This is a genomic window from Paenibacillus salivarius (assembly GCF_051307165.1).
Lineage (GTDB): Bacteria > Bacillota > Bacilli > Paenibacillales > Paenibacillaceae > Fontibacillus.
This window is the reverse complement of record NZ_CP195592.1, coordinates 5,284,796-5,308,448: the sequence shown is the minus strand read 5'-3', so window position 1 is coordinate 5,308,448 and position 23,653 is coordinate 5,284,796. Positions and strand designations below refer to the sequence as shown.

Here is a 23,653-nt window from a genome sequence, read left to right as displayed (position 1 = left end):
TAGTTAAATTTAGTAGATTGGGAGCAGGAGGAACGTCATAGATGTATTTTAAAAATAGGAGATTGGGCGGAAAATTGTGGAGGACCTGCCTCGCCGTAGTGATCGGCTTGCAGCTTGTGCTTGGCGGTCTGTTTACGTCCGGGAAACCGGCTCATGCGGCGGCCGTGAACACGTTTGTGAGCGAGATCCGGCTATTTCCCTTCAACAGAGGGATTGAGGGGTGGATTTACTGCGCCGGGCAAGAATTAAATCCGCAAGCTTATCCGGGATTGTACTCCGTTCTCGGAACCCGATTTGGCGGTAACGGGGTCACGACCTTTAACCTTCCGGATTTAAGAGGCTATGAACCTGTCAAAGGAACGGGTTATTACATTTCGGCCGAAGGCTATCCAATTTTGGATGCTGATTTTGGCGAACAGAGAGAAACCGGGGAAGTTAGAATGTTCCCGTTTGCTACGGATAGCTCCTTGAACGGTTGGCTCCCCGCCAACGGCAACGCGGTCAGCAAAGCGGCTTACCCGGATCTGTACAATTTTTACGGCGATTCCTTTGGAAGCCCCTCTTCCTCAAGTGTGTTTTATCTTCCGAATTTGTCTCCTTTTCTAGCCGACAATAACGGAGATCTGTCGATTCGGTACTATGTGTCCGCTTCGCAGAACCCGCCGGCAGTTCCCCAGTATCCTGATTATTATACGGGCGAGCTGGTCCCGTTCCCTAAAGAATGGCCGGCTTCACCTTGGGTGAAGGCGGATGGGGGAACCTTGCCTTTAATCTTAGAAAACCAGGGGCTTTACACGCTATTATTTGAGGGCTTTGGGGGTAACGGAACCGACTTTAATCTTCCCGATTTAACCTCCAATGCGCAATCACTAACTTACTATTTGGTAGATGAAGGGGCATATCCTTTGTTACCTAACGATTCCGGTCTTCCTTCTCTTTCGCCCGACAACTACACGATGACGCCAAACGGCAATCTTACGGTTGACCGGCAGAACGGGGTTCTTGCGAATGATACGAAAGCTTTGACGGCGAAGATAGTAGATCCGGCCGGGCATGGCTTGGTTCAGTTCGCGATAGATGGATCTTTTAAGTATACGCCTGCTACTAATTTTATCGGAACGGATAGCTTTACCTATATAGCCAGCAACAACAACGGAAGTAGCGGAAAAGTAACGGTGTCGATCCAGGTGGGTGAACCCGCGCCAGCATTTAGCGGGGTAACCGACGGCGCATCTTATAATCGGCCGGTGACGATTCAATTTGAGAATGGAACCGGGAAGTTGAATGGAGCTTCCATCGTGAGCGGACATACGGTGAGTTCGGAGGGGAGTTACAATTTGGTGGTAACTTCTCTGTCGGGAATATTAACGGCCGAGGCTCGCTTTATGATCGACACAACTCCGCCGGATATCATTGGAGTGACGGACGGGAGTTCGTACAACACCGACGTGGCGATTATATTCAATGAGGGTATGGCGAAGCTGGACGGCGGCTCGTTCACAAGCGGCGATATAGTTAGATCGGAAGGAACGCACACGCTGGTCGTGACGGACGCGGCAGGGAACAAGGCGACAGTGACTTTCACGATCGATAAGACCGCGCCGGTGGTAATGGGAGTAACCAACGGCGGCCTGTATAACCAGAATGTGCAGATTTCGTTCACTGAAGGCACGGCGAAGCTGAACGGTAATAACTTCACGAGCGGGAGTACCGTCAGCTCGGAAGGTATGCATACTCTGGTCGTGACAGACGCGGCAGGGAACAAGACGACAGTGACTTTCACGATTGATAAGACCCCGCCGATTATCATTGGAGTGACGGACGGGAGTTCGTACAACACCGACGTGGCGATTATATTCACTGAGGGTACGGCGAAGCTGGATGGCGGCACGTTTACAAGCGGCGAATTAGTTAGATCGGAAGGGACGCACACGCTGGTCGTGTCGGACGCGGCAGGGAACAAGACGACAGTGACTTTCACGATCGATAAGACCGCGCCGGTGGTCATTGGAGTGACGGATGGCAGCTTGTACAACCGGAATGTGCAGATATCGTTCACTGAAGGCACGGCGAAGCTGAACGGTAATAACTTCACGAGCGGGAGTACCGTCAGCTCGGACGGTTCACATACCTTGGTCGTGACGGACGCGGCAGGGAACAAGACGACAGTGACTTTTTCGATTTACTATCAGAGGGTCGTTTCGTTTGAGAGCAACGGCGGATCTCCGGTAGCCGATCAAATGGTCAATTACGGGGGGACTGTGTCCCCTCCGGCGGACCCGGTGAAGGACGGTTTTGCTTTTGTCGGTTGGTTTGCGGATCAATTGCTCGGCATGCCGTTTGATTTTTCACAGTTGATCACGAATAATCTAACGCTGTATGCCAAATGGAAAGATTCCGTGGATCCGACGTTATCGGCTCATTCCCCGGTAAGCGGAACTCGGAATGTTGGAGTTTATCCGGCATTCGAGTTGGAATTCAGTGAACCTGTATCCGCGGTGGCAGGAAAAGAAATCAGAGTTTACAAGAACCCTGGCGGCATTTTAGTCGAAACTCTCTCGGCAGATGATCCATCAAAGGTTAGCGGCTCGGGTGCCTCGTACGCGTTCCGGCTGGGTCAACAGCTAGATTACAATACGGAGTATTATGTTGAGATCGATGCGGGGGCCTTCCGGGATGCGGAGGGGAATGAATTCTCCGGCCTTTCGGGCCCGCAGGCATGGAATTTCACGACGGAACGCGAACCGATCGCGCCGCCTGTTGCGCCGACGGATGTCACCGCGGAGCCGGGCGACGGAAAAGTCGTTCTGAATTGGAGTACCGTGACCGGAGCGACCTATTACGACGTTTATCAGGGGATCGCGCCGGGAGTGTACGAAGCGGAGCCTATCTTCTCCGTCACGGAGGCGACATATACGGTTTCGGGCCTGACCAACGGGACAACGTACTACTTCGCCGTGAAAGCGGGGAATGATGGAGGTTCGAGCTCTTATTCCAATGAAGCGGCCGCCACGCCTTCCGCTCCTTCTTTGCCGGGGGATGCGGATTTAAGCGGACTGCTTGTCTCCGGCGGAACTTTGAAGCCGGCATTTGATCCGGTTACGACGAACTATACGGTGAATGTTCCGTATATGACAACGAGTATCACGATAACGCCGACCGTTTCCGATCCGGGAGCCCTTATCAAGATCAACGGTAAGGAGATTACGGCAGGTACGGCTTCGGAACCGATCCTGCTTAAAGTGGGGGTAAACCCGGTCGAGATTGTTATTGAAGCGCAAAATGGGGATACGAAAACATACCGGCTTCTCGTAACGAGAGAAAAAGAAACATCTTCGCCGAATCCAAATCCGAATCCGGGAACGGGTTCAGGCTCGTCCGGAGGGGGGGCGTCATCCGGCGCTGCCTCCGAAGGATCAACGGCCGAACCAGCCAAACCGAAACCACTGGAGTTGCTGGTGAATGGCCGGCAGGCATCGGATCGTTTGGTCAAGGTTACGGAAAAACAGGATCAGAGCTCTTCGGTATGGAGTGCTTACCTGGACACCGCTGAACTGGCAAGGCTGCTTGAAAGTACAGCCGATGGAAAGACCCTCCGGTTTAGCTATTCCGGTCAGGCGGACACGATCGAATTTGTATTGAACGGCGAGGCCATGAAGATGCTGGATGAAAAGATGATCGAGCTGATTCTTCAAACACCGATCGGAAATTATCACCTGCCTGTTTCGCAGATGAGGACCGATCCCCTCGATCAGGCGCCAGGAACGGATGCATGGCGATCCACGGCTGATTTCACCGTGACTATAGCGAAAGGCAGCGCATCCGATTTGACGCGGATTCAGCAAGCGTCTATGCAAGGCGGCTTCAAGGCGGTCGGTCAACCCGTTGAATTTTCCCTGAAGGTTTCTTACGAAGGGGAAACCGTCTCCATCGAACGTTTTAACGGGTTCGTCACGAGGGAGATTCCGATTCTTGCGGGACTTCGTCCGGATGAGATCACGACGGCTGTCGTACTCCATCCGGACGGTACGGTTCGTCCCGTTCCGACCGGAACGGTAGCCAGAGAGGGTGTCGAATATGCCGTGATTCGCAGTTTGACGAACAGCAAGTACGCTCTGGTGCAAAATTCCGTTTCTTTTACGGATATGGATGGACAGTGGTCGGCAGCGGCAGTGACGGATTTGGCATCCCGCATGGTGCTGCGCGGCGCGGACCAAAACCGTTATCTTCCCGATCAGGCGGTAACTCGAGCGGAATTTGCGGCCATCCTGGTTCGTGCACTGGGATTGGAGGAAAACGAAGCAACCGGAATGTTCAAGGACATATCGCCGGATGCCTGGTATGCCGGTGCGGTCGCCAAGGCCTCTGAGTATGGCTTGATTCAAGGCTATGACGGCGGCTTCTTCCAACCGTCCAAGACCATTACGCGGGAAGAGGCGTTGGTCATGATTACCCGGGCAATGAAAATTGCGGGAGTGAATCAGGAGATTAGCACGGAGGATGCCGGTAAGGCGTTGTCCGGCTACACCGACCATGCGGCTGTCGGCGACTGGGCCCGACTGCAAGTCGCAGTCGCAGTCGAGCAAGGTTTAGCTAACGGCAATGGCGGAAAGCTTCTCCCCGACGCCGAAATCACCCGCGCCGAGACGGCGGCAATCGTGCAACGGTTGCTGATTCGGGCCGGGCTGATCGGTACGGCGAATGATACGGTGAATAACTGAGACCCAATACAAAAATCGGCCTCGGAACACGGCTCGGCATTGAACCATCAAAATGCCCCGGTTCCGGGGTCTTTTTTTGACGAAGGCATGTCGATTCCTGTTCCAAAAAAGGGAAAATGAAAATGAATGTCGAAAGAAAAGTTAACATTTTCAAAACGAGGGGATCACTTGAATAAGAGAATTGGCATTTTGGTCAGAGGCATGATTGCGGGAAGCATTCTTTTACTGTTGAACGGTTGTTCCGCCGTTGAGGAATTATTCGTCGGTAACGATTTGGAAAGGAAAGTTTATGAAAGTAACGAAAAAGGCTACCGTTTAACCGAAGCGGGAAAGCCGTCCGATGCCATTGTTTTTTTGGAGCAAGCCATTGAATACATATATCAAATCGAGCCTGAGCTTGAGAACCTGGATCATGAAGTGAAAAGGACCGAGCTCTACGACTCCCCGTTCCATAATTTGAGCTGGGCTTATCATGAGCTGGAAGAATACGAGCTGGCGCTGGAGTATGCCGAGAAGTCGCTGCTGATTTTGCCGAATACAGAGGAGGAATACACGAATAAAGGCAATGCGCTCTATGGTCTGTACCGTTACGAGGAGGCAATGGAAGCGTACGATCAAGCTTTGGAGCTGGAGGGCAAGTTCCTTATCGCCAATTATGGCAAAGGTCAGATTTATTACGATAGAGGGGAATACGAGCAGGCCCTGAAACAGTTTGAAAAGTATTTGGATGGGGTGCCTTCCGATGCCGACTCGGCCGAGATGAAGGTGTATTGCCTCCAGGCCCTTGGCCGGGAGAAAGAGGCGGAGGAGTATGCCGAGGAATACTTTCAATTTTATTCCGATAAGTTTGACGGGTTCCGGGTCAAAGGTGCGGCGCTGGAAGGCACGGCCGACTTCGAGGAAATCGAGGATTTATACAAGCAGGCCGCCGAAAAGTTTCCCGGTCAACTGGACGTTCAGTTCAAGCTCGGTGAGCTGTATGAGGATTATGGAGAATTTGATGAGGCAATTACCCATTATGAACGGATGAGGAGCAAATTCCCCAACACAAAAGAGGTTTTAGTCAGGTTGATTAATGCTTACGGCGGTATGGGGGAACCCGAAAAGGCGGAACAGGCCCTGGGACAAGCTTTGGATACGGAGGAGCTCCAAACGGCGATGGGCAATGCTTACATGAACAACGGTCTCTACCTGAAGGCGGTTTCCTATTTTGAAAATGCGATCGAATGGACCCCGCATAACCCGGAGGGGTATATCAATAAACTCAAAGCTTTGAACTGGGGGAACCGCACTTACCGGTGCGTCGAGTTCGGCGAAAAGGCGGCCAATATGGCCAGCGAGGGGAACTCCGACATTCCATGGTACATAGGCGATTGCCAAATGCAGCTTGGAAATTACGAAGAGGCCGTTACTTCTTTTGAGGAGGCTGTCCGGCTTGATCCCGAAGATAACGAAGCATGGTCCTCCTTGGCCATGGCCTACCTGCTGCTCGAAAATGACCGGAAGGCGAAGGAGGCCAGCGATCAGGCGCTGGAGCTGTACTCCGATGACGGGAATGCGCTGTATGTGCAGAATGAACTGGAGGAGAGAAAGAAACCGCTGGGGGAAAGGGTCGGACTCTTTTTCCAAGACAATTATTTATACCGCAAGGAAGGAGACGGTTTGGATCAAGTCCTTGCCAAGCTGAACAAGTCCGGGTTATCGACTGCCGAAATAGCTAAGGTGGTTAACGAGGCGAAATCCGCAAAGGATCCGTTTACGTTCATGATTTACGGTGATGATTATCGTCGTTTGACGGCTTCCGCATCGGAGGATATCTCGTACGAGGAAAAAGGGAATATCAGCTATTTTCGCATTGAAGGTTTCAGTATGACGACGGATGATCAGTTCGTTAAGCGGCTGGATGGGATTACGGACCCGAAAAATAAGACGCTTGTGCTCGATTTACGGGGCAACGGCGGAGGAATGACCGACAGCGCCAACAATATGCTGGATGCGCTTCTCCCCGACCGGGTGACCAGCACCCTGATTTATTCGGACGGATATACGTCCAGTTATTATTCGGATGCGGAACATACCGCCTTTAAGCACATTTACATTTTTGTTGATGAAAATACGGCCAGCGCCGCTGAACTGCTCACGCTAGGTCTCAGTACATACCTGGATAACGTCACCGTGGTCGGCCGCGAGACGTTCGGCAAGGGCGTCGGTCAGCGGGTGTTCGAGGACAAGCGGGAACAAGTGGCGGTGTATGTGGTCAACCACTATTGGAATGTCATGCAGAACAACGTGTCCAATACGCGCATTACCCCGGATATTCGAGTGAAGGGAAATGCGCTGGAGAGCTTTATGAAGCATGTAAAATAAAGAGGAACCCCCAACCGCGCGGATATTTGCGGAATGGGGGTTCTTTTCGTGATCAGCGCTTTTTGAAAGCCGGGTCCAGCTTATGCGCATACGCTCATGATTTGCGTTCTTGCACGTAGCAGGCGGCGGCGATGCCTAGCGCCAGACTAACGATCAGCGCTCCGACCCAAGGCAGCGATGACAATCCCATATGGGGAATGACCAGGCCGCCGATAAAGGCTCCCATCGCGTTGCCCAGGTTCCCGGCCGAGTGGCTGGAGGTGGAGGCCAGAGCCGGAGCTGCCTGGGCCAGATTCATAATGCGCACTTGCAGGCCTGGCATGACGCCGAACGAGGCGGCTCCCCAGAAGAAAATCGTGATGACGGCGAGCACCGGGCTTTTCACCGTAAAGGTGAAGACGCCCAATAGGACGGCGATCGATAGATAAAGACCGATTAGGAAAGGCATCAGCTTCCAATCCGCCAGCCGGCCGCCGACGATGTTGCCGACGGTAACGCCGCAGCCGAAGATGACGAGAATCCAGGTGACGCTTTGTTCGGCGAAGCCGGTGATGTCCTGCAGTAAAGGAGCGATATAGGTGAATACGGCAAACAGACTCGTATTGGCCAAGGCTCCAATGAGCAGGAACAGCAGTAACTTGGGTCTCAACAGTGCCCGAATCTGCCGGGCTATCCCCTCCGGCTGAGCTTGCCGGAGATGCGGCACGAACAGCAGGATTCCGGCGAGGGCCAGGACTCCGGCCGCCGCAATGGCGCCGAACGAAGCGCGCCAGCCTAACTGCTGGCCGACAAAGGTGCCAAGCGGGACGCCGACGATATTGGCGATGGTCAGTCCGGCCATCATGATGGAGACGGCGCCGGCCCGCTTTTCCGGCCTTACGAGGCCGGCGGCGATGACCGCTCCGACGCCGAAGAAGGTGCCGTGCGTGAGTGCGGTCAGGATCCGCGCCGCCATCAGCACGGCATAGTTCGGCGCAATGACCGAGATGCCGTTGCCGAGAATGAACAGAATCATGAGCAGGCAAAGCAGTCCTTTTTGCGGAATACGCTGGGTAAGCAGCGTTAGAATCGGCGCGCCGATGGCTACGCCCATAGCGTATGCGGTGATCAGCTGCCCTGCGGTTGAGATGCTGACGTGCAAATCCGTCGCTACGTTCGGCAGCAGCCCCATAATGACGAATTCCGTCATGCCGATGGCGAAAGAGCCGACGGTTAGAGAAATGAGCGCGATCGGGAAGGGTTCCTTACCGGTCGGCGCTGCGGATTTTTCATGAAGAGCCGATGTTGAATCCATGCTGTGCAACCTTTCTGAAGTACGCTGTCTTCCGGGAGTTTAATAGAAAGTACTATAGTCCGGACTTGTTTCCAAGGTCCAGTTTCTAATTATTCAATGCTCTGGGGATAAGATCAAGGATTATTTTAAATGAGGTTTATAAACGCGGCATAAAAAGCGGTCTCAAAAAAGCCTCCAAATTCACCCTGGCGGGGGGATCTGGAGGCCTTCTCTTTATGAATTTACAAATGATTGCCGTGGCTTTCGATCACCGACCGGTACCAGCGGCCGGAATCCTTGATCGTGCGCTTGCCGCTCTGGTAATCGACGTGGACAAGGCCAAAACGTTCGTGATACCCTTCGGCCCATTCGAAATTGTCCATGAAAGACCAGCAGAAGTATCCTTTCAGCGGTACGCCGTCCTCGGCGGCTCTGCGGTATTCCCGCAAATAGCGGTGCAGGAAGTCGATGCGCTGCGCATCATGAACTTGTCCGTCGAGGCTGACCCAGTCCATGCTGGACAGGCCGTTCTCGGTAATCATAATCGGCAGCCCGTACCGCTCGTGGAACAGCTTCGGTCCCCAATAGAGCGATTCCGGGGTAACGGTCCAGCGGATCATCGTCTCGGGGTGTCCGACCTCGCGGGCGATCCCTTCGGGATGTCCATCCGCTCCTTTTTGCACAGGGGTTCCGTGGTAAATGTTCAGTCCCAGGAAATCAAGCGGCTGGCGAATCGTCTCCATGTCGCCCGGCTTGATTTCCGGAAGCCATGGCTCGAATACGCGCAGACCGTCCTCCGGGTAATGCCCGAAGAACACCGGATCCATGTACCACGTGTTCATCCAGAACGACGGCTGCGTGATGCTGAAGGTGGCTGCACGCGCGGCCTCGATATTTTCCGGGGTCGGCGTCGCCGGGAAGGAGGTGATGCCGACCGGGGCATAGCCGATTTCGCACGGCCGCTTGGACGTTTGCCGCAGCGCCTGGACGGCTTTGCCGTGGGCCAGCAGCGAATTGTGCGTCGCCTGAAGGAATTCGGCGAGGCCCAGCTTCAAGCCCGGAGCATGCTCCCCGGTAAAATGGCCGAGACCGAGATAACATTGCGGCTCGTTTTGGGTGAACCAGTGGGTGACCCGATCGGACAACCGATCGGCGATCACGCGGGTGTATTCCGCGAACCAATCGGAGCTGTCCGGGTGGAGCCATCCCCCTTTTTTGTAAAGCTCATGCGGATAATCCCAATGGAACAGAGTCACATAAGGCTCGATCCCGTTCGCCAGCAGTTCGTCGATCAGCCGGTCATAGAAATCGAGACCCTTTTCATTGACGCGTCCCGTTCCATCCGGCAGCACGCGCGGCCATGAAATGGATAGACGGTAGGCTTGCAGGCCGATTTCTTTCATGAGTTGAACGTCTTCTTTATAGCGGTGGTAGTGATCGCACGCGTCATCGCCGGTGTGTCCGTTCTTCACGAATCCGGGAATCCGGGCGCACATATCCCAGACGGACAACCCTTTGCCGTCTTCTCTCGCGGCGCCTTCGATTTGATAGGCGGCTGTGGCCGCTCCCCATACGAATTCTTTTTGGAAGCTCATACGATTCTCCTTCTTATGTGAGTTTGTTAGTTTTAATTATAATATAGTCGATAACAAATCGACACGCTATCATTGATCCTCTTTCGCCAATTGCCTCTTGACCAGGTATCCCCTATATTAAAAATATACGACCACATTCCATATGGTTACTCCTATGCAGGCAAGGGAACTATCTATGTGGAAAAGGACGGGAAGCTGCTGCAGTACAGGGTAAACCAATAATTAAACATGAAAAGGAGCTGTCCGGAGACTGAACAAGTCTATGCGGGCAGCTCCTTTTTTTTACGACTCTGCAATTGGTCCCAGCAGATCCTTCCCCCACGCCTCCCGCAACCGCCGGATCCCTTCGTCGATGAGCCCGCCGTCGATGCCGCCGAATCCGAGCATAAACTTTTTGCGTTCCGTTTCCTCCCGCCGGTTCCAAAAGAAGGCCGCCGTCGCCACGAAGGTACCGGCCTCACGGGCCGTCTTTAGCAGCTCCGCTTCGGACTTCGGCGACCGGATCTCCACAATCAGATGCATCCCGGCGCTGTCTCCCGATATTTCGGCCAGGAGGCCGAAATGCTCCCGGATGGAGGAGGCCAACTGCTGGTTTTTCTTTCGGTAGACATTGCGCATCCGGCGGACATGCCGTTCAAAATGGCCTGCTTGCATGAACCGCTCAAGGGTTCGTTGATGTATGCGCGAGGCGGACGCTTCAAACATCACCTCCCGGTGCAGCTTGCGGAATCCGGGCAAGAGCCGTTCAGGCAGCACCATGTAATGAATGCATAAATCCGGAGCAAGCACTTGCGAAAAGCCGCCAAGATAGATGACATGATCGTTCGGGACCAGTCCCTGCAGCGAAGGAATCGGTCTGCCCCGGTATCGGAATTCTCCTCCGTAATCGTCTTCGATAAGGAAGCTGTCCGTAGACTTGCACCATTCGAGGAGTTCCAACCTGCGGGCGACGGGCATAACGATTCCCGTAGGAAACTGGTGAGAGGGGGAAACACCGGCGATTCGTGCGGAGCTTGCCCTGAGCAAATCAGGTCGCAATCCATGCTCATCCAGGGGAATCGGATGGACGTGATACCCCAAGGACTGAAAGGTGGCCGGGATGATCCGGTACCCGGGATCCTCGAACGCCACGGCATCGCCGTACGGTTTGAGAATCTGCCCCAGAAATTGGACCAGCATCGTTTGTTCCGCGGCAATGACAACCTGATCGGGATGGCAGACGACGCCGCGGAACTGACGAAGATATCCGGCGATTTCCTGCCGCAGCCCCCACTCCCCCTGCGGGTCACCATAAAAGAGCATGTCCCCGGTTTCCGGTCCGAAGAGTTGATTGAACAGTCTTTTCCAAGTTTGAAAAGGAAACAGGCTGAAATCATTTTTCGAGAGATGAAAATCATATGTATAGAGTTCCGGCTTACGGAATGCGTTCGTTATGGGTTCTTGAACTGGCGCGGATGTTTCCTTCATATTCAGAGAACTGTAGTTTTCCGGTAATCTGACCACAAAATAGCCTTGCCTCGGGCGGCTTTCGATAAACCCTTCCGCAATAAGCTGCTGGTAGGCAAGTTCAACGGGCGTGGTGCTGACGGACAGAAATTCCGCAAATTTTCGGATCGAGGGAAGGCGGGTGCCCTCCTGAAGCGTCCCCGAAATAATATCCTGCTTGACGGATTCGTAGATTTCCATATAACGATAGGTCGGCCCCGTCCCGGACGGGAGAGACCGCGGGAGCGTGTACTTAGGCATTGGCAATCTCCTGACTGACTGTCCTTTTAAATTAATAGAATTTGTACATTTTTTAGTATACAGTATGATGGTATTCTTAGGTCAGAAAAAGACAGAAGGAGATTTGTAAAAGGTGAAGAATTCGGCCAATATCAGATTTTTGGAAGGGGAACACGTTTATTTGCGCCCGATCGGGCTGGAGGATGCGGATTGGTATTTTCGCAATTTGTACGACCCCGAAACGAGAAGGCTGACCGGAACGCAGCGGCATTTCACGAAGGAGGGCATCGCGTCTTATATTGAACGGAAAAGCCAGGACGATTCCAGCGTTCTGCTGTTGATCGCCTTACGGGAGAACGATGAATTAATCGGCGATATTGCGTTGCAGGATATAGATTCCTATAACCGCAACTGCAATATTCGGATAGCGATCAGTACGGGGGCCCAAACCGGAAAAGGATACGGCACGGAGGCGCTGAAGCTGATGCTGAATTACGGATTCGGCATTTTGAACATGCATCGCATCGAGCTTAACGTCTTCGACTATAACCCGCGGGCGCTGCATGTTTACGAGAAAATTGGGTTCAAGCGCGAGGGAGTTCAGCGGGAGGCGTTGTACTACGATCATAGGTACCATGATTCGATTACGATGAGCATTCTGGAGCAGGAGTTCCGGGAGGCGAATTTGGGGAAGTAAGGCCCATCGGGAGCAAAAGAAGACCGACCGAAGCACCTTCGGGCGGTCTTTGATTTTGAAAGATTAATCCTTCAAAGCATAGTTTCAGAAAGCCCTCGTTTCTGTGATATAATTGGAACAAATGTTCGGATGGGAGAAGCGACCGATGGAAAGTCAAACGGCCACAGGAGAAAATCAAAAGACGGTTCAAATCGCGGTCCGGCCGCTTGTGGAGTACGTGTTCCGCAGCGGGGACCTGGATAGCGGGTTTCGGACGGCGGCCAGCCTGACCGAAGGGACGAAGGCTCACCAGCAAATACAAAGGCAGTATGGCGAGACGGACCAGAAAGAAGTGTACGTATCGGCGGAGATTCCTTGCGGGGATCTCCTTTTCGTCGTGGATGGGCGATGCGACGGGCTGCTTGGCGGCGGGGACGGGACGCTGACGATCGATGAAATCAAATCGACGGCGGGCGATCTGGCGCCAATCGAGGAGGATACGTATCCAGTACACTGGGCGCAGGCCAAGTGTTACGCGTACATGATCGCGAGGGACCGGGGCCTGGAGTCGATGCAGGTTCAATTGACGTACGTGCAGCTTCCGACCGGCGAGCAAAAAAGATTCCGCAGGCAGTTCGCCTATCAGGAACTGGAAGCGTTCGTCGCTGAGGTTGTACGGCAGTACGCCCCGTATGCCCGGATGCTTTTCGACCACCGGGCTCACCGGGACAAAAGCATCGCGGAACTGGCATTTCCTTTTGAGACCTACCGTGCCGGACAGCGCAAATTGGCCGGGGCCGTGTACAAGACGATCGAGGAAGGGGCGGGCCTGTTCGCCAAGGCGCCGACCGGGATCGGCAAGACGATCTCCACGACCTTTCCAGCGATCAAAGCGATGGGAACGGGCCATCTGCAGCAGATGTTTTATTTGACGGCCAAGACGATAACCCGGACCGCGGCCGAAGAGGCCTTTGCCCTGATGCAATCCAAAGGATTGCATTTGCATGCCGTGACGATCACCGCCAAGGAAAAAATCTGCCCCCAGACCGAGGTCAGCTGCCGCAAAGAGGATTGCCCGTTCGCAGACGGCTTTTTTGACCGGATTAACGGGGCGGTGCTCGATATCCTGTCCCAGGAAACCTTAATGAATCGGCAGACCATATTGGATTATGCGCACAAACACCGGGTATGCCCGTTCGAGTTGTCGATTGAGCTGGCTTATGCGGCGGATGCCGTCATTTGCGACTACAATTATGTGTTCGACCCCCGCGTCTCGTTAAAAAGAATGTTCGCCGAGCAAAAAAAGCGGACGGCATTGCTTGTGGACGAGGCGCATAATCTCGTGGACCGGGCGAGGGAAATGTACTCGGCGGAGCTGAACAAAGCCGACTTCCTGGCATTGCAGCGGGCGTATAAAGGGGTGGATGCCGGTGTGCACGCCTCGGCCAAGGGGGTGAACCAATTCTTTATTTCTCTGAAAAAAGAAACGGATGGACCGCATCGCCTGGACCGAAACAAGCCGGAGAGGCTGCTCGAACTGGCGGAGGAATTCGCTTTACAGGCGGAGCGGGTGCTCGCTTCTGCCGTGCCTGGACCAGGTCCTTCTTCCGGGGAAGGGGATCTGCTGCTTCAAACGTATTTTGCGGTTCAAACCTTTGTCCGCACCGGCAAGCTGTATGATGAACGATATATCACGTATGCCGAGTTGTCCGCCAAAGAGGTACGCATCAAAATGTTCTGCCTCGATCCTTCGCATCTGCTCCGTGAAGCGGGGAAAGGCTTCCGGTCCCGGATCTTTTTCTCGGCGACGCTGTCTCCGCTTTCCTACTATCGAGACATGCTTGGCGCGATGCCGGAAGATTACACGACGAACATCCCATCGCCGTTTTCCCGGGAACAGTTGGACGTGCGCGTGGTGCCGCTATCGACCCGATACCGCGACCGGGAGCGGACACTGGAGAAGCTGGCCGGTCTGCTTCGGCAATTGCTGGAGGACCGGCCGGGGAACTACCTTTTTTTCTTTCCTTCATATGCCTATATGAATCTCGTGTATGAAGAGGTTGCCGCCGCCGTCCATTCGGCGAAAGGCATCCGGTTATTGCTGCAGCGCGGCGATATGACCGAGGAGGAGCGGGAGCGATTTCTCGCGGCCTTCGAGGCGGGAAACGATGGGACACTGGCGGGCTTCGCGGTCATGGGCGGCATTTTTTCCGAAGGCATCGATCTCGTGGGCAACCGGCTGACCGGAGTGGCCGTGGTGGGGGTAGGGCTGCCGCAAATCGGGCTGGAGCGGGATATCATCCGCGATTATTTCCACGAGCAGGGGAAAGACGGCTTCGATTATGCGTATGTTTATCCGGGAATGAACAAAGTGCTTCAGGCCGGAGGCCGACTCATCCGTTCGGAGAAGGATCAGGGCGTGTTGATGCTCGTGGACGACAGGTATCTCCATCCGCATTATGCGGACCTGCTGCCCGAGGAGTGGAAGCAGGCGGCGGACACGGACATCCGCCCGTCATAGAACGGTGACGACGTGAATAGAATGTGGTGAGTCACTAGGTTTGAACTTTTTGTGAAAAAAGGAGGAAACCGTCATGACCATCACGGGGATCACGTATATTAAAATTTCGGCCGTTTATTTTGCTATCGGCGTCCTGCTCGGCATGTACATGTCCATGGCGCATGATTACAAGATGGCTAGCGTCCACGCGCATGTCAACCTGCTCGGCTGGGCATCGTTTGCTTTGGCGGGCATCATCTACTGGCTGTTCCCGAAGGCCGCGTCCAGCGTGCTAGGGAAGATCCAATTCTGGGCCTATTCCATCGGCCTCCCGATCATGATGATCGGGCTGGCGTTCGTCGTCAACGGCAAGGAGTCGTTTGAGGCGATCATCCCGATCGGGGCCGTTCTTGTCGTGGTCAGCGTTCTTTTGTTCGCGATCAACGTGTTTATCAATGTAGGTCCGCGGACAGGATCAAGGTAACGGTATTCAAAATAAAACGGAGCCGTCCTCCGGTAGCTGAGGCTACCTGCGGGACGGCTCCGTTTTTTTGCAATTATGATATTTAAACGCTCGAATACTTACTGCGGATTCGTGGTCCAAATGCCCGCGGACTTCAAGAATACGCGCTTCGGCAGCTTCAATGCGGCAAGTGCGAGCTCCGCAACGTCCTCCGGCTGCATCATCCGGTCCTCGTCCCCGATCTTCAGGCCGGCTTTTTCCGCAAGCTCGGTATTTACGGTGCTTGGGGTAAGGGCGGTCACGCGGATGTTGGATTTGCGGACTTCCTGCATCAGCGACTCGGTCAAGCCGAGCAGCGCGAATTTGGAAGCGCAATAGGCCGAACCGGTGGCAAAGCCGCGCTCTCCGGCGGTGGAAGCGACATTGATGATGTCGCCGCTTTGTTTTTCGAGCATATGCGGCAGGGCCGCGCGGGTCACGTAATACGTCCCCATCAGGTTCACCTGAATGATCCGTTCCCATTCGGAAGGGTCCATGTCCATGAGGGTCCCGAATTTGGCGATGCCCGCATTATTGATCAGAATATCCACCGAGCCCAGCGCCTGAATCAAGTTCGAGACGGCGGTTTCGGCCTCTTTGGCGTTGGAGATATCCGCGGAAGCGATATGTACCTTTACGCCGTATTCCCCGGAAATTTGTTGCTGCAGCGATTCCAGATCCGCGGCGGTCCGGGCGATCAGGCCCAGGTTCACGCCTTCCTTGGCGAGCGCGATAGCCGTTGCCTTGCCGATACCTTTGCCCGCACCCGTAATAATGGCGGCTTTATGTTGAAGTTCCATGCTTTTTTCCTCCTTAAAAAGATTGGGTTTAGATATACTTGTACATTATATAACATGGATAAAAATAATAACCATGATCTGTATCCGGTGTTTGTTAACATTTCGTCACCGGACACCGAAAAACACTTTTATAAAATGCAGCTTGACAATGATGCAAAAAAGATTTATCTTAATATCAAGATAATTTACATTAAGATAATTTCTCTTCCAAAGGAGGAAATCACGATGCCCTATGATCAGGATGACGCTTTGAATCTTCATATCGCTTTAACCCGGGCGAGCCAATGGGTCAATGCCCATGTGGATCGGGACATCCGTCAATACGGGTTGACGCGCACGGAATTCGGCGTGCTGGAGCTGCTGTATCATAAAGGGTCTCAACCGATTCAACAGATCGGCGGCAAGGTGCTGATGAGCAGCGGAAACATCACGTATGTCGTCGACAAGCTCGAGAAGAAGGGCTTCGTTCGCCGCAGAGCCTGTGCCGAAGACCGGCGTCAGACGTTTGCAGATATAACGGAAGAGGGATCCCGGTTTATCGAGGAGGTATTCCCCAAGCATGCCGAGGTGATTGCCGAGGCGATGGCCGGACTGAATGCGGATGAAAAGAAGCTTGCGGCGGAGCTGCTAAAAAAGCTTGGCAAATATGCGCAGGCGGGATTTAAATAGCAGACGCCGGGGATGATGTAAGCATCGATGGCCCTATCGAATTCCGGAAGAAACGCCAGGCGGAAGAAGCTTGGTTTTCTCAGAACCAATATCTTAATATAAAGATTCTTTATTTGAAATTAACGTAAAAAGGAGAAATCAGAGATGAGTATAGCAATCGGATTGTTGATTTTACGGTTGGTCGTAGGCGTGTCCTTTATGGCGCATGGAGCGCAAAAGCTGTTCGGCTGGTTCGGAGGGCACGGCCCGAAGGGAACCGGGGGATGGTTGGAATCCTTGGGATTGAAGCCCGGGGTATTGATGGCGGTGCTGGCCGGAGCGGCAGAGTTTTTCGGAGGATTGCTGTTTGCGGCCGGATTTTTGACTCCGCTCGGCGCGGCGTTGATTGCGATCACGATGATCATGGCCATTGTCACGGTGCATGGCAAAAACGGATACTGGTCCACGTCGAACGGATATGAGTATAACCTGCTTCTCATTGCGGTTGCCGTAAGCGTGGCTTTGACCGGCGCAGGGGATTATTCGCTGGACGCGCTGCTGTTCTGATTCGAGATTCATCATAAAATAACATGCGGTTAAGGAGAATATGCAATGAGTGATTTTACGACATTGGTGAAAAGCCGGCGTTCGGCAAACAAATTTTTAAAGGACGTCCCTATTCCGGAGAAAGATTTGGATACGATTTTCAATCTCGTCAAATACGCCCCGTCGGCGTTTAATTTGCAGCATACCCGTTACGTCGTGGTCAAGGACCCGGAGCTGAAGGAAAAGGTGTATGAAGCCGCCAACAAACAGTATAAGATCCGTACCGCATCCGCCGTGATCGCCGTGCTGGGAGATCCGTCAGCCTATAAGGATGTCGCCATGATTAATGAGGGTCTGTTGAATTTGGGGGTCATCAATCAACAGGAATACGACATGACGGTCGAATCTACGCTAGCCTTCTATGAAGAACGGGGGGAAACCTTCCAGCGGGAAGAGGCGATCCGCAATGCCAGCCTTTCCGCCATGCAAATGATGCTGATCGCGAAGGATCTCGGCTGGGACACCTGTCCGATGATCGGATTCGATCCGGAAGCCCTGAAGTCGGCATTGAAGCTTCCGGACGATATCGTGCCGGTCATGCTTGTCGCCATCGGGAAGGAAGACACATCAAGCCAACGTCCGCGAGGCTACCGGAAACCGGTTGCCGAATTCGTAAAATATATTTGAGGAGGAAAATAAAATGACACAACGTACCGCAGGAATTCACCACATTACCGCTTTTGTTCAAAGTCCGCAAGCCACGGTCGACTTTTACTCGGGAGTATTGGGATTGCGCCTGGTCAAGAAAACAATCAACTTCGATGCTCCGGAAGTCTATCATCTGTATTTTGGCGATGAAGTCGGCAGTCCGGGAACGATCATCACGTTCTTCCCTTCGCCGGGTTCCCGGCGCGGCCGGGTCGGCGGCGGGCAAGTCGGGATTACGACTTACGCGATTCCCGACGGCAGCTTCGATTTTTGGCTGGAGCGGTTAAATCGATTCGGCATTTCCTTCGAAATCAGGGAGCGGTTCTCGGAAAAAATGCTGCATTTTCGGGATAACTCCGGCCTGCTGATCGAACTGGTGGAACGGACGGAAGGCCCCGCCAGCACCTGGTCGTTCGGCGGCGTGCCGGCCGATAAAGCGATCAAAGGCTTCGGCGGAGCGGTGCTGTACAGCACGGTTCCCGATAAAACGGCTAATGTATTGGAAAATGTGCTGGGGATGGAAAAAGTAGGACAAGAGGGGTCCTATGCCCGATACAAAACGGAGGGAAATTTAGGTAATATTATTGATATTAACACTCAGGCCATCGAATACGGCGCCGGAGGTGCCGGAACGGTGCACCACATTGCATGGCGGGCCAAGGATGACGAGGATCATGCGGCTTGGAGAAACAAACTTGCAGCCTTGGGATTCCATGTCACCCCGATCGTCGACCGTCAGTATTTCAACGCGATTTACTTCCGGGAAGAAGGCGGCATTCTGTTTGAAATTGCCACCGATCCGCCGGGATTTGCCCGGGACGAGCCGGTGGACCGGCTCGGCGAGAAGTTGATGCTGCCGGACTGGTTTGAAGAACATCGGGCGCTCATCGAGGGGAATTTGGAACCGATCGAGGTAAGGGTATTGGAGGAGGACAAGGAATGAAGCATATTTTTCAGCAAGGGATCAATGCGGAGGCGCCCGTGCTGCTGCTCTTGCATGGCACCGGCGGCACGGAACGCGATCTGCTGCCGTTGGCTGGGGTCATATCGCCCCAGTCCTCCGTGCTTAGCGTTCGCGGGAATGTTCTGGAGAACGGCATGCCCCGTTTCTTCAAACGGTTGACCGAGGGCGTCTTCGATGAAGAGGACCTGATTTTCCGGACGAAGGAGCTGAACGGGTTCCTGGACGAAGCGGCTGAGACCTACGGCTTTAACCGCCGCAACATTATCGCGGTCGGCTATTCCAACGGGGCGAATATTGCCGGAAGCTTGTTGTTTCACTATAGCGACGCGCTGCGGGGGGCGATACTCCATCATCCGATGGTACCTCGCCGGGGGCTCACGCTGCCGGAGTTGTCCGGGATTCCGATCTTTATCGGAGCCGGACGGAACGATCCGATTTGCTCGACTCGGGAAACGGAAGAGCTTGAGGGCTTGCTCGGCGGAGCCGGCGCGAACGTGACCGTGCATTGGGAATCGGCCGGCCATCAGTTGACAGGGTCGGAGGTCGACGCGGCATCGGTTTGGTATCAACGAACTTTTACGTAAAAATAAGGAGTGGCCGCTATGTTATCCATCGATCCGAACCTGCAAGGCGAACGGGATAATTACAAGCTGCTGACCGGCAGCATTATCCCGAGACCCGTTGCCTTCGTGACTACGCTATCGCGTGAAGGCGTTCTGAATGCCGCGCCTTTCAGCTACTTCAGCATCGTAACGGCCGACCCGCCGATGGTCTCGGTATCGGTCCAGCGTAAAGGGGGCCACCCCAAAGATACGGCCCGGAATGCGATGGAGCAGGGCGCTTTCGTCGTCCATGTCACGGATGAGGACAATATCCGGAAAGTCAATGAGACCGCGGCCGCGCTCCCTCCGGAAGAGAGCGAGGTGGCTCTGGCGGGACTAACGCCGGTCCCTAGCGAAAATATTCCGGTGCCCGGCGTCGCCGAAGCCAGGGTCCGGATGGAATGCGTGCTGGAGCGGTCGATTCCGCTTGGCGGCACGGAAGAGCAGCCGGCGGCCGATCTGTTGATCGGCCGGGTCGTCCGTTTTCATATCGACGAGTCGATATATGAAGATGGACGGATCGACGCCGCCGAATTGAAGGCGGTAAGCCGGCTGGCCGGCAACAATTACGCCGGGCTGGGCCCTTTGTTTTCCATCCGGCGGCCCGAATAAGCCGGTATGAAGTAGCGGCGCTTCTCTGCAGCCAAGGTTGCAGGGAAGCGCCTTTTTGTTTACTCTCATAGAGAGACCGACAAATGGAGGGATGGCATATGAAATATCGGGCATTGGGAAATACAGGGCTGCAGGTCAGCGAAGTCAGCTTCGGGACCTGGGGCATCGGCGGCGACTGGGGGCAATCCGATGACACGGAAGGCTTGCGCGGCCTGGAATTTGCGATGGAACAAGGCGTGAATTTTTTTGATACGGCGGACGTGTACGGTTCGGGTCATGCGGAAGAACTTCTCGCCAAAGCGACGAAGGGGAAAGAAGACGACGTACATATCGCCACCAAGTTTTGCCGGGCGGGGGACATCCACGACCCGAATACTTACTCCGGCGAATCCATCCGTCGGTTTTGCGAAGGAAGTCTTAAGCGTTTGCAGCGGGAACGGATCGATCTCTACCAGATTCATTGCCCGCCATTCGAGATATTAAAGGACGGCCGGGTGTTTGAAGAGCTCGATAAACTTCAGGCCGAAGGCAAGATTAGGCATTATGGCGTTAGCGTCGAGACGGTGGAGGAAGGGTTGTTCTGCCTGAACGTTCCCGGCGTGAAAGCGCTGCAGGTGATTTTCAATCTGTTCCGTCAAAAGCCCCTTGACGAGCTGCTTCCCGCCGCCAAACAGGCGGGCGTCGGCATCCTCGCGCGGCTGCCGCTGGCAAGCGGGCTGCTGACCGGCAAATTTTCGAAAGACTCCAGGTTCGAAGCGAACGACCACCGGAATTTTAACGCAAACGGCGAGCACTTCAATGTGGGGGAAACATTCGCCGGCCTGCCGTTCGAAAAAGGGGTCGAGCTGGCTTCCGGACTGTCCTGGATCGCGGAAGGACGGGGAGATATGGCGCGGGCATCGATGCGCTGGATTTTGGATGCTCCCGAAGTCACCTGCGTGATTCCCGGCTTTAAGAATGTCCGCCAGGTCGAAGATAATTTGGGCGCGCTGGAGGTTCCTTCGTTTACGAACGAAGAGCTTGAGCGCCTGCGGGAGTATTACCGCAACGAGGTTTCCGGACATATCCGCGGGGCTTATTAAGACTAGAAGCAAAATGGGGGAGTGAGAGAAGCATGCTGGAATGGGCGGAACAGGCGGATGGCCTTTGGCAGTACGTCACTTTATTTTTGCTGGCGGCTGCGCCCTGGTTGGATGTGTTTATCATCGTGCCTGCGGGTATCGTGTGGGGGTTGTCGCCGGTCGCCGTGGCCGTCGTCGGATTCGCCGGAAATTTTATCATGATTGTGCTGCTGGGCATTCTGTTCAACACCTACCGAAAGTGGAGGGATAACCGCAGGGCTAAAAAGGGGATCGAAGGTCCGAGCAAACGGGAAACCCGGGCGAGGGCCCTTTGGGATCGCTACGGTCTGCCGGGATTGGCTTTACTGGCACCCCTGCTGGTAGGGACGGATCTTGCGGCCTTGCTGGCGCTGACGTTCGGTTCTTCCCGAACCCGTGTAGTCGGTTGGATGGGCGCAAGTCTCGCCGTGTGGACGATTGTTTTGGCATTCGGTTCGGTCTATGGATTCCGATATATTAACTGGATCTAATTCTATGTCAAAAGGCACCGCCTTCTCGGAATGGAGAGGGAGGTGCCATTTTTATTTGATGCGTAACGGGCACTTTTAGGAAGATCTAAAAAAAGTGGAATAAAACCTTTATTTAGGACATAGACTTTTTCTCCAGTTAGCATTTAGGTAAATAGTGAGGACATTTTTCTGTTCTCTATGGATACGGATATGTTAGCATAATTATTGAGTGCGCTTTCAAAGGGACAAACGAGTTCAACTTCAAGGGAGCGATGAACGATGATGAATGTGCTTTTGGTCGATGATGAACCCTGGGTAATCGAGGGGCTGCGTACCATGGTGAACTGGACGAATTACGGGTTTCAGGTTTGCGGGGAAGCACTGAACGGACCCGATGCACTCACAATGATTCAGGAGCTCAGGCCGGAACTGGTCCTCACGGATATCAATATGCCGGTGATCAACGGATTGGAACTGATTGAGCGATCAAATAAAACGATCACGAAACCTCCGAAATTCGTCATATTGAGCGGCTACGATAACTTTAATTATGCAATTACGGCCATGCACCATAAGGTGACCGAATATTTGCTCAAGCCGATCGACGAGGAAGAGATCGAGGCCGTGTTGGCGCGTATAGGCAAAAGGATTCAAGACGACCTTGCGGCAGAGCGGAATCAGACGCGTATCCAGTCTTTGCTCGTTAATAGCTTGCTGAACCGTTTGATTCAGGGAGATGATGGCGAACTGCTGGAACAGCAGATCGTCCGGACGCTCCATCTTTCGGCGGATGCGGAATTGCGCTGCATGGTGATCGAAGCGTCCGCAGACCCTTCTTATTTGCAAGAACGGATAAAAAGGTATTTTTCGCAGAGTCCAGACCGGTTATTCCAAGACAGCACAGGAAAATGGGGGGCGATCGTGCCGGCGGATGAATTCTCCGCTTCTCAGTTGGAGGAGATCGGAATCCAGCTTCACAGGGAGCTTTCGGGCGAACTGAACCAACCGGTGATCGTAACGATCAGCAGTTCCCAAAGGGGAATCCGGTCCATTCGGGACCTTTATTTGCAAGCGCTTGAAGTGAACGGATGCAAACGCTGCCAAGGCAAGGAAGGCGTGTTTAGTTACAGAAACTCCTGCCAGCCCGTATTTGCCCGGGATGACGGCAAAGAGAAATTCAAACAGCTCCCGGACATCGTGGCGGTTGGCGGGACGGACAAGATCATGGCCGCCGTCGAGGCCGCGTTGGCTTCCGTAACGGAGGAAGTGCCCGGCTTGGAACATGCGCTCGTTTATATCGCCGATCTGGAGGTCAATCTTTGCAGACGGATCGCGGAGATGAACGGAGATCCGGATGCATTCATGAAATCGATCCAAGCGGAGCACGGAAGCGCAGGCAGCTTTGCAACCTATCCTTCAATGCATAAATATGTCCTTGCCCTGTGTATGGGAGCGTCGGACGTGCTTTCCGACCTGGAGGCGCGGAACGAGAACAATACGATTTTCCATGTGATTCAATATGTGGACCGGGAATATCACGGCAAGCTCCAATTACAGGATCTGGCCAAAAGGTTTCATATGAACTCCACCTATTTGGGGCAGTTGTTCAAGAAAGAAACGGGCAAGCCGTTTAACGACTATTTGAATGAGAAAAGAATCGAAGAGGCGAAGCGGTTGTTGAAGAGGTCCCAGATGAAAATATCAGAAATCGCCCTGCAAGTCGGATATCCGAATACGGACTATTTTATCAGCAAATTTAAATGCAAAACGGGGGTACTCCCCTCGGTTTACAAACAGGAATCCGAGAGGAAGCAGATGGCGGATTGAACAGCGGGATGGTGCAT

General features: G+C 53.8%; 18 protein-coding genes. 14 read left to right on the top strand and 4 right to left on the bottom strand.

Going from position 1 to position 23,653, the window contains the following annotated elements:
* The first annotated feature begins 41 nt into the window (after positions 1-41).
* Both ACSFXJ_RS24570 and ACSFXJ_RS24565 read left to right on the top strand, forming a co-directional pair.
* Positions 42-4,721 carry a tail fiber protein gene (locus ACSFXJ_RS24570; protein ID WP_435922926.1) on the top strand — a complete coding sequence of 1,560 codons (4,680 nt, stop codon included), beginning with the start codon at positions 42-44 and terminating at the stop codon, positions 4,719-4,721.
* A 168-nt stretch (positions 4,722-4,889) separates the two neighbouring features.
* Positions 4,890-7,088, top strand: coding sequence for a tetratricopeptide repeat protein (locus tag ACSFXJ_RS24565; protein WP_435922925.1), 2,199 nt, complete (start codon positions 4,890-4,892; stop codon positions 7,086-7,088).
* A 94-nt stretch (positions 7,089-7,182) separates the two neighbouring features.
* On the opposite strand, the gene ACSFXJ_RS24560 is transcribed toward ACSFXJ_RS24565, so the two are convergent.
* The 3 genes from ACSFXJ_RS24560 to ACSFXJ_RS24550 all read right to left on the bottom strand — a co-directional run bounded on the left by ACSFXJ_RS24560 (position 7,183) and on the right by ACSFXJ_RS24550 (position 11,702).
* A complete protein-coding gene (locus ACSFXJ_RS24560) occupies positions 7,183-8,382 on the bottom strand; it encodes an MFS transporter (protein ID WP_435922924.1) in 1,200 nt (399 codons plus the stop codon).
* 221 nt (positions 8,383-8,603) lie between these two features.
* Positions 8,604-9,956 carry a GH1 family beta-glucosidase gene (locus ACSFXJ_RS24555; RefSeq protein ID WP_435922923.1) on the bottom strand — a complete coding sequence of 451 codons (1,353 nt, stop codon included), beginning with the start codon at positions 9,954-9,956 and terminating at the stop codon, positions 8,604-8,606.
* A 282-nt stretch (positions 9,957-10,238) separates the two neighbouring features.
* Entirely contained in the window at positions 10,239-11,702 is a 1,464-nt protein-coding gene (locus tag ACSFXJ_RS24550) for a PLP-dependent aminotransferase family protein (RefSeq protein ID WP_435922922.1), read from the bottom strand.
* 112 nt (positions 11,703-11,814) lie between these two features.
* Here ACSFXJ_RS24550 and ACSFXJ_RS24545 point away from each other — a divergent pair, with 112 nt between their 5' ends.
* From ACSFXJ_RS24545 to ACSFXJ_RS24535, 3 genes are all read left to right on the top strand, one after another.
* The gene (locus ACSFXJ_RS24545) at positions 11,815-12,378 is read left to right on the top strand and encodes a GNAT family N-acetyltransferase (protein ID WP_435922921.1); all 564 of its coding nucleotides are present in this window, start codon (positions 11,815-11,817) and stop codon (positions 12,376-12,378) included.
* 145 nt (positions 12,379-12,523) lie between these two features.
* Positions 12,524-14,878 (top strand): ATP-dependent DNA helicase, encoded by a 2,355-nt coding sequence (locus ACSFXJ_RS24540; RefSeq protein WP_435922920.1) that lies wholly within the window; start codon positions 12,524-12,526, stop codon positions 14,876-14,878.
* A gap of 73 nt (positions 14,879-14,951) precedes the next feature.
* Positions 14,952-15,341, top strand: a complete 390-nt coding sequence (locus ACSFXJ_RS24535) for a cytochrome-c oxidase (RefSeq protein ID WP_435922919.1) — start codon at positions 14,952-14,954, stop codon at positions 15,339-15,341.
* 98 nt (positions 15,342-15,439) lie between these two features.
* On the opposite strand, the gene ACSFXJ_RS24530 is transcribed toward ACSFXJ_RS24535, so the two are convergent.
* Positions 15,440-16,159, bottom strand: coding sequence for a 3-ketoacyl-ACP reductase (locus ACSFXJ_RS24530; RefSeq protein ID WP_435922918.1), 720 nt, complete (start codon positions 16,157-16,159; stop codon positions 15,440-15,442).
* Positions 16,160-16,384: 225 nt separating this feature from the next.
* Between ACSFXJ_RS24530 and ACSFXJ_RS24525 the strand changes: the two genes are divergently transcribed.
* The 9 genes from ACSFXJ_RS24525 (at position 16,385) to ACSFXJ_RS24485 (ending at position 23,636) form a co-directional block, all read left to right on the top strand.
* The gene (locus tag ACSFXJ_RS24525; protein ID WP_435922917.1) at positions 16,385-16,828 is read left to right on the top strand and encodes a MarR family winged helix-turn-helix transcriptional regulator; all 444 of its coding nucleotides are present in this window, start codon (positions 16,385-16,387) and stop codon (positions 16,826-16,828) included.
* A gap of 144 nt (positions 16,829-16,972) precedes the next feature.
* Positions 16,973-17,374, top strand: a complete 402-nt coding sequence (locus ACSFXJ_RS24520) for a DoxX family protein (protein ID WP_435922916.1) — start codon at positions 16,973-16,975, stop codon at positions 17,372-17,374.
* Between the two features lie 45 nt (positions 17,375-17,419).
* Positions 17,420-18,040, top strand: coding sequence for a nitroreductase family protein (locus ACSFXJ_RS24515; RefSeq protein WP_435922915.1), 621 nt, complete (start codon positions 17,420-17,422; stop codon positions 18,038-18,040).
* 13 nt (positions 18,041-18,053) lie between these two features.
* Positions 18,054-19,004 (top strand): ring-cleaving dioxygenase, encoded by a 951-nt coding sequence (locus ACSFXJ_RS24510; RefSeq protein ID WP_435922914.1) that lies wholly within the window; start codon positions 18,054-18,056, stop codon positions 19,002-19,004.
* Positions 19,001-19,609, top strand: coding sequence for an alpha/beta hydrolase (locus ACSFXJ_RS24505; protein ID WP_435922913.1), 609 nt, complete (start codon positions 19,001-19,003; stop codon positions 19,607-19,609). Before ACSFXJ_RS24510 ends, ACSFXJ_RS24505 begins: the two co-directional genes overlap by 4 nt.
* Before the next feature lie 18 nt (positions 19,610-19,627).
* Positions 19,628-20,239 (top strand): flavin reductase family protein, encoded by a 612-nt coding sequence (locus tag ACSFXJ_RS24500; RefSeq protein ID WP_435922912.1) that lies wholly within the window; start codon positions 19,628-19,630, stop codon positions 20,237-20,239.
* A 98-nt stretch (positions 20,240-20,337) separates the two neighbouring features.
* Positions 20,338-21,321, top strand: a complete 984-nt coding sequence (locus ACSFXJ_RS24495; RefSeq protein WP_435922911.1) for an aldo/keto reductase — start codon at positions 20,338-20,340, stop codon at positions 21,319-21,321.
* Positions 21,322-21,353: 32 nt separating this feature from the next.
* Complete coding sequence (locus ACSFXJ_RS24490; protein WP_435922910.1) at positions 21,354-21,830, top strand: small multi-drug export protein; 477 nt, start codon at positions 21,354-21,356, stop codon at positions 21,828-21,830.
* A gap of 258 nt (positions 21,831-22,088) precedes the next feature.
* Positions 22,089-23,636, top strand: coding sequence for a helix-turn-helix domain-containing protein (locus ACSFXJ_RS24485; protein WP_435922909.1), 1,548 nt, complete (start codon positions 22,089-22,091; stop codon positions 23,634-23,636).
* The last annotated feature ends 17 nt before the right edge of the window (positions 23,637-23,653 follow it).

What these genes read in the sequence shown, in the direction of transcription:
- ACSFXJ_RS24570 (WP_435922926.1), top strand. Translation starts at nt 42, where the DNA reads ATGTATTTTAAAAATAGGAGATTGGGCGGAAAATTGTGGAGGACCTGC.
- ACSFXJ_RS24560 (WP_435922924.1), bottom strand. Translation starts at nt 8,382, where the DNA reads ATGGATTCAACATCGGCTCTTCATGAAAAATCCGCAGCGCCGACCGGT.
- ACSFXJ_RS24555 (WP_435922923.1), bottom strand. Translation starts at nt 9,956, where the DNA reads ATGAGCTTCCAAAAAGAATTCGTATGGGGAGCGGCCACAGCCGCCTAT.
- ACSFXJ_RS24550 (WP_435922922.1), bottom strand. Translation starts at nt 11,702, where the DNA reads ATGCCTAAGTACACGCTCCCGCGGTCTCTCCCGTCCGGGACGGGGCCG.
- ACSFXJ_RS24540 (WP_435922920.1), top strand. Translation starts at nt 12,524, where the DNA reads ATGGAAAGTCAAACGGCCACAGGAGAAAATCAAAAGACGGTTCAAATC.
- ACSFXJ_RS24535 (WP_435922919.1), top strand. Translation starts at nt 14,952, where the DNA reads ATGACCATCACGGGGATCACGTATATTAAAATTTCGGCCGTTTATTTT.
- ACSFXJ_RS24530 (WP_435922918.1), bottom strand. Translation starts at nt 16,159, where the DNA reads ATGGAACTTCAACATAAAGCCGCCATTATTACGGGTGCGGGCAAAGGT.
- ACSFXJ_RS24525 (WP_435922917.1), top strand. Translation starts at nt 16,385, where the DNA reads ATGCCCTATGATCAGGATGACGCTTTGAATCTTCATATCGCTTTAACC.
- ACSFXJ_RS24520 (WP_435922916.1), top strand. Translation starts at nt 16,973, where the DNA reads ATGAGTATAGCAATCGGATTGTTGATTTTACGGTTGGTCGTAGGCGTG.
- ACSFXJ_RS24515 (WP_435922915.1), top strand. Translation starts at nt 17,420, where the DNA reads ATGAGTGATTTTACGACATTGGTGAAAAGCCGGCGTTCGGCAAACAAA.
- ACSFXJ_RS24510 (WP_435922914.1), top strand. Translation starts at nt 18,054, where the DNA reads ATGACACAACGTACCGCAGGAATTCACCACATTACCGCTTTTGTTCAA.
- ACSFXJ_RS24505 (WP_435922913.1), top strand. Translation starts at nt 19,001, where the DNA reads ATGAAGCATATTTTTCAGCAAGGGATCAATGCGGAGGCGCCCGTGCTG.
- ACSFXJ_RS24500 (WP_435922912.1), top strand. Translation starts at nt 19,628, where the DNA reads ATGTTATCCATCGATCCGAACCTGCAAGGCGAACGGGATAATTACAAG.
- ACSFXJ_RS24495 (WP_435922911.1), top strand. Translation starts at nt 20,338, where the DNA reads ATGAAATATCGGGCATTGGGAAATACAGGGCTGCAGGTCAGCGAAGTC.
- ACSFXJ_RS24490 (WP_435922910.1), top strand. Translation starts at nt 21,354, where the DNA reads ATGCTGGAATGGGCGGAACAGGCGGATGGCCTTTGGCAGTACGTCACT.
- ACSFXJ_RS24485 (WP_435922909.1), top strand. Translation starts at nt 22,089, where the DNA reads ATGATGAATGTGCTTTTGGTCGATGATGAACCCTGGGTAATCGAGGGG.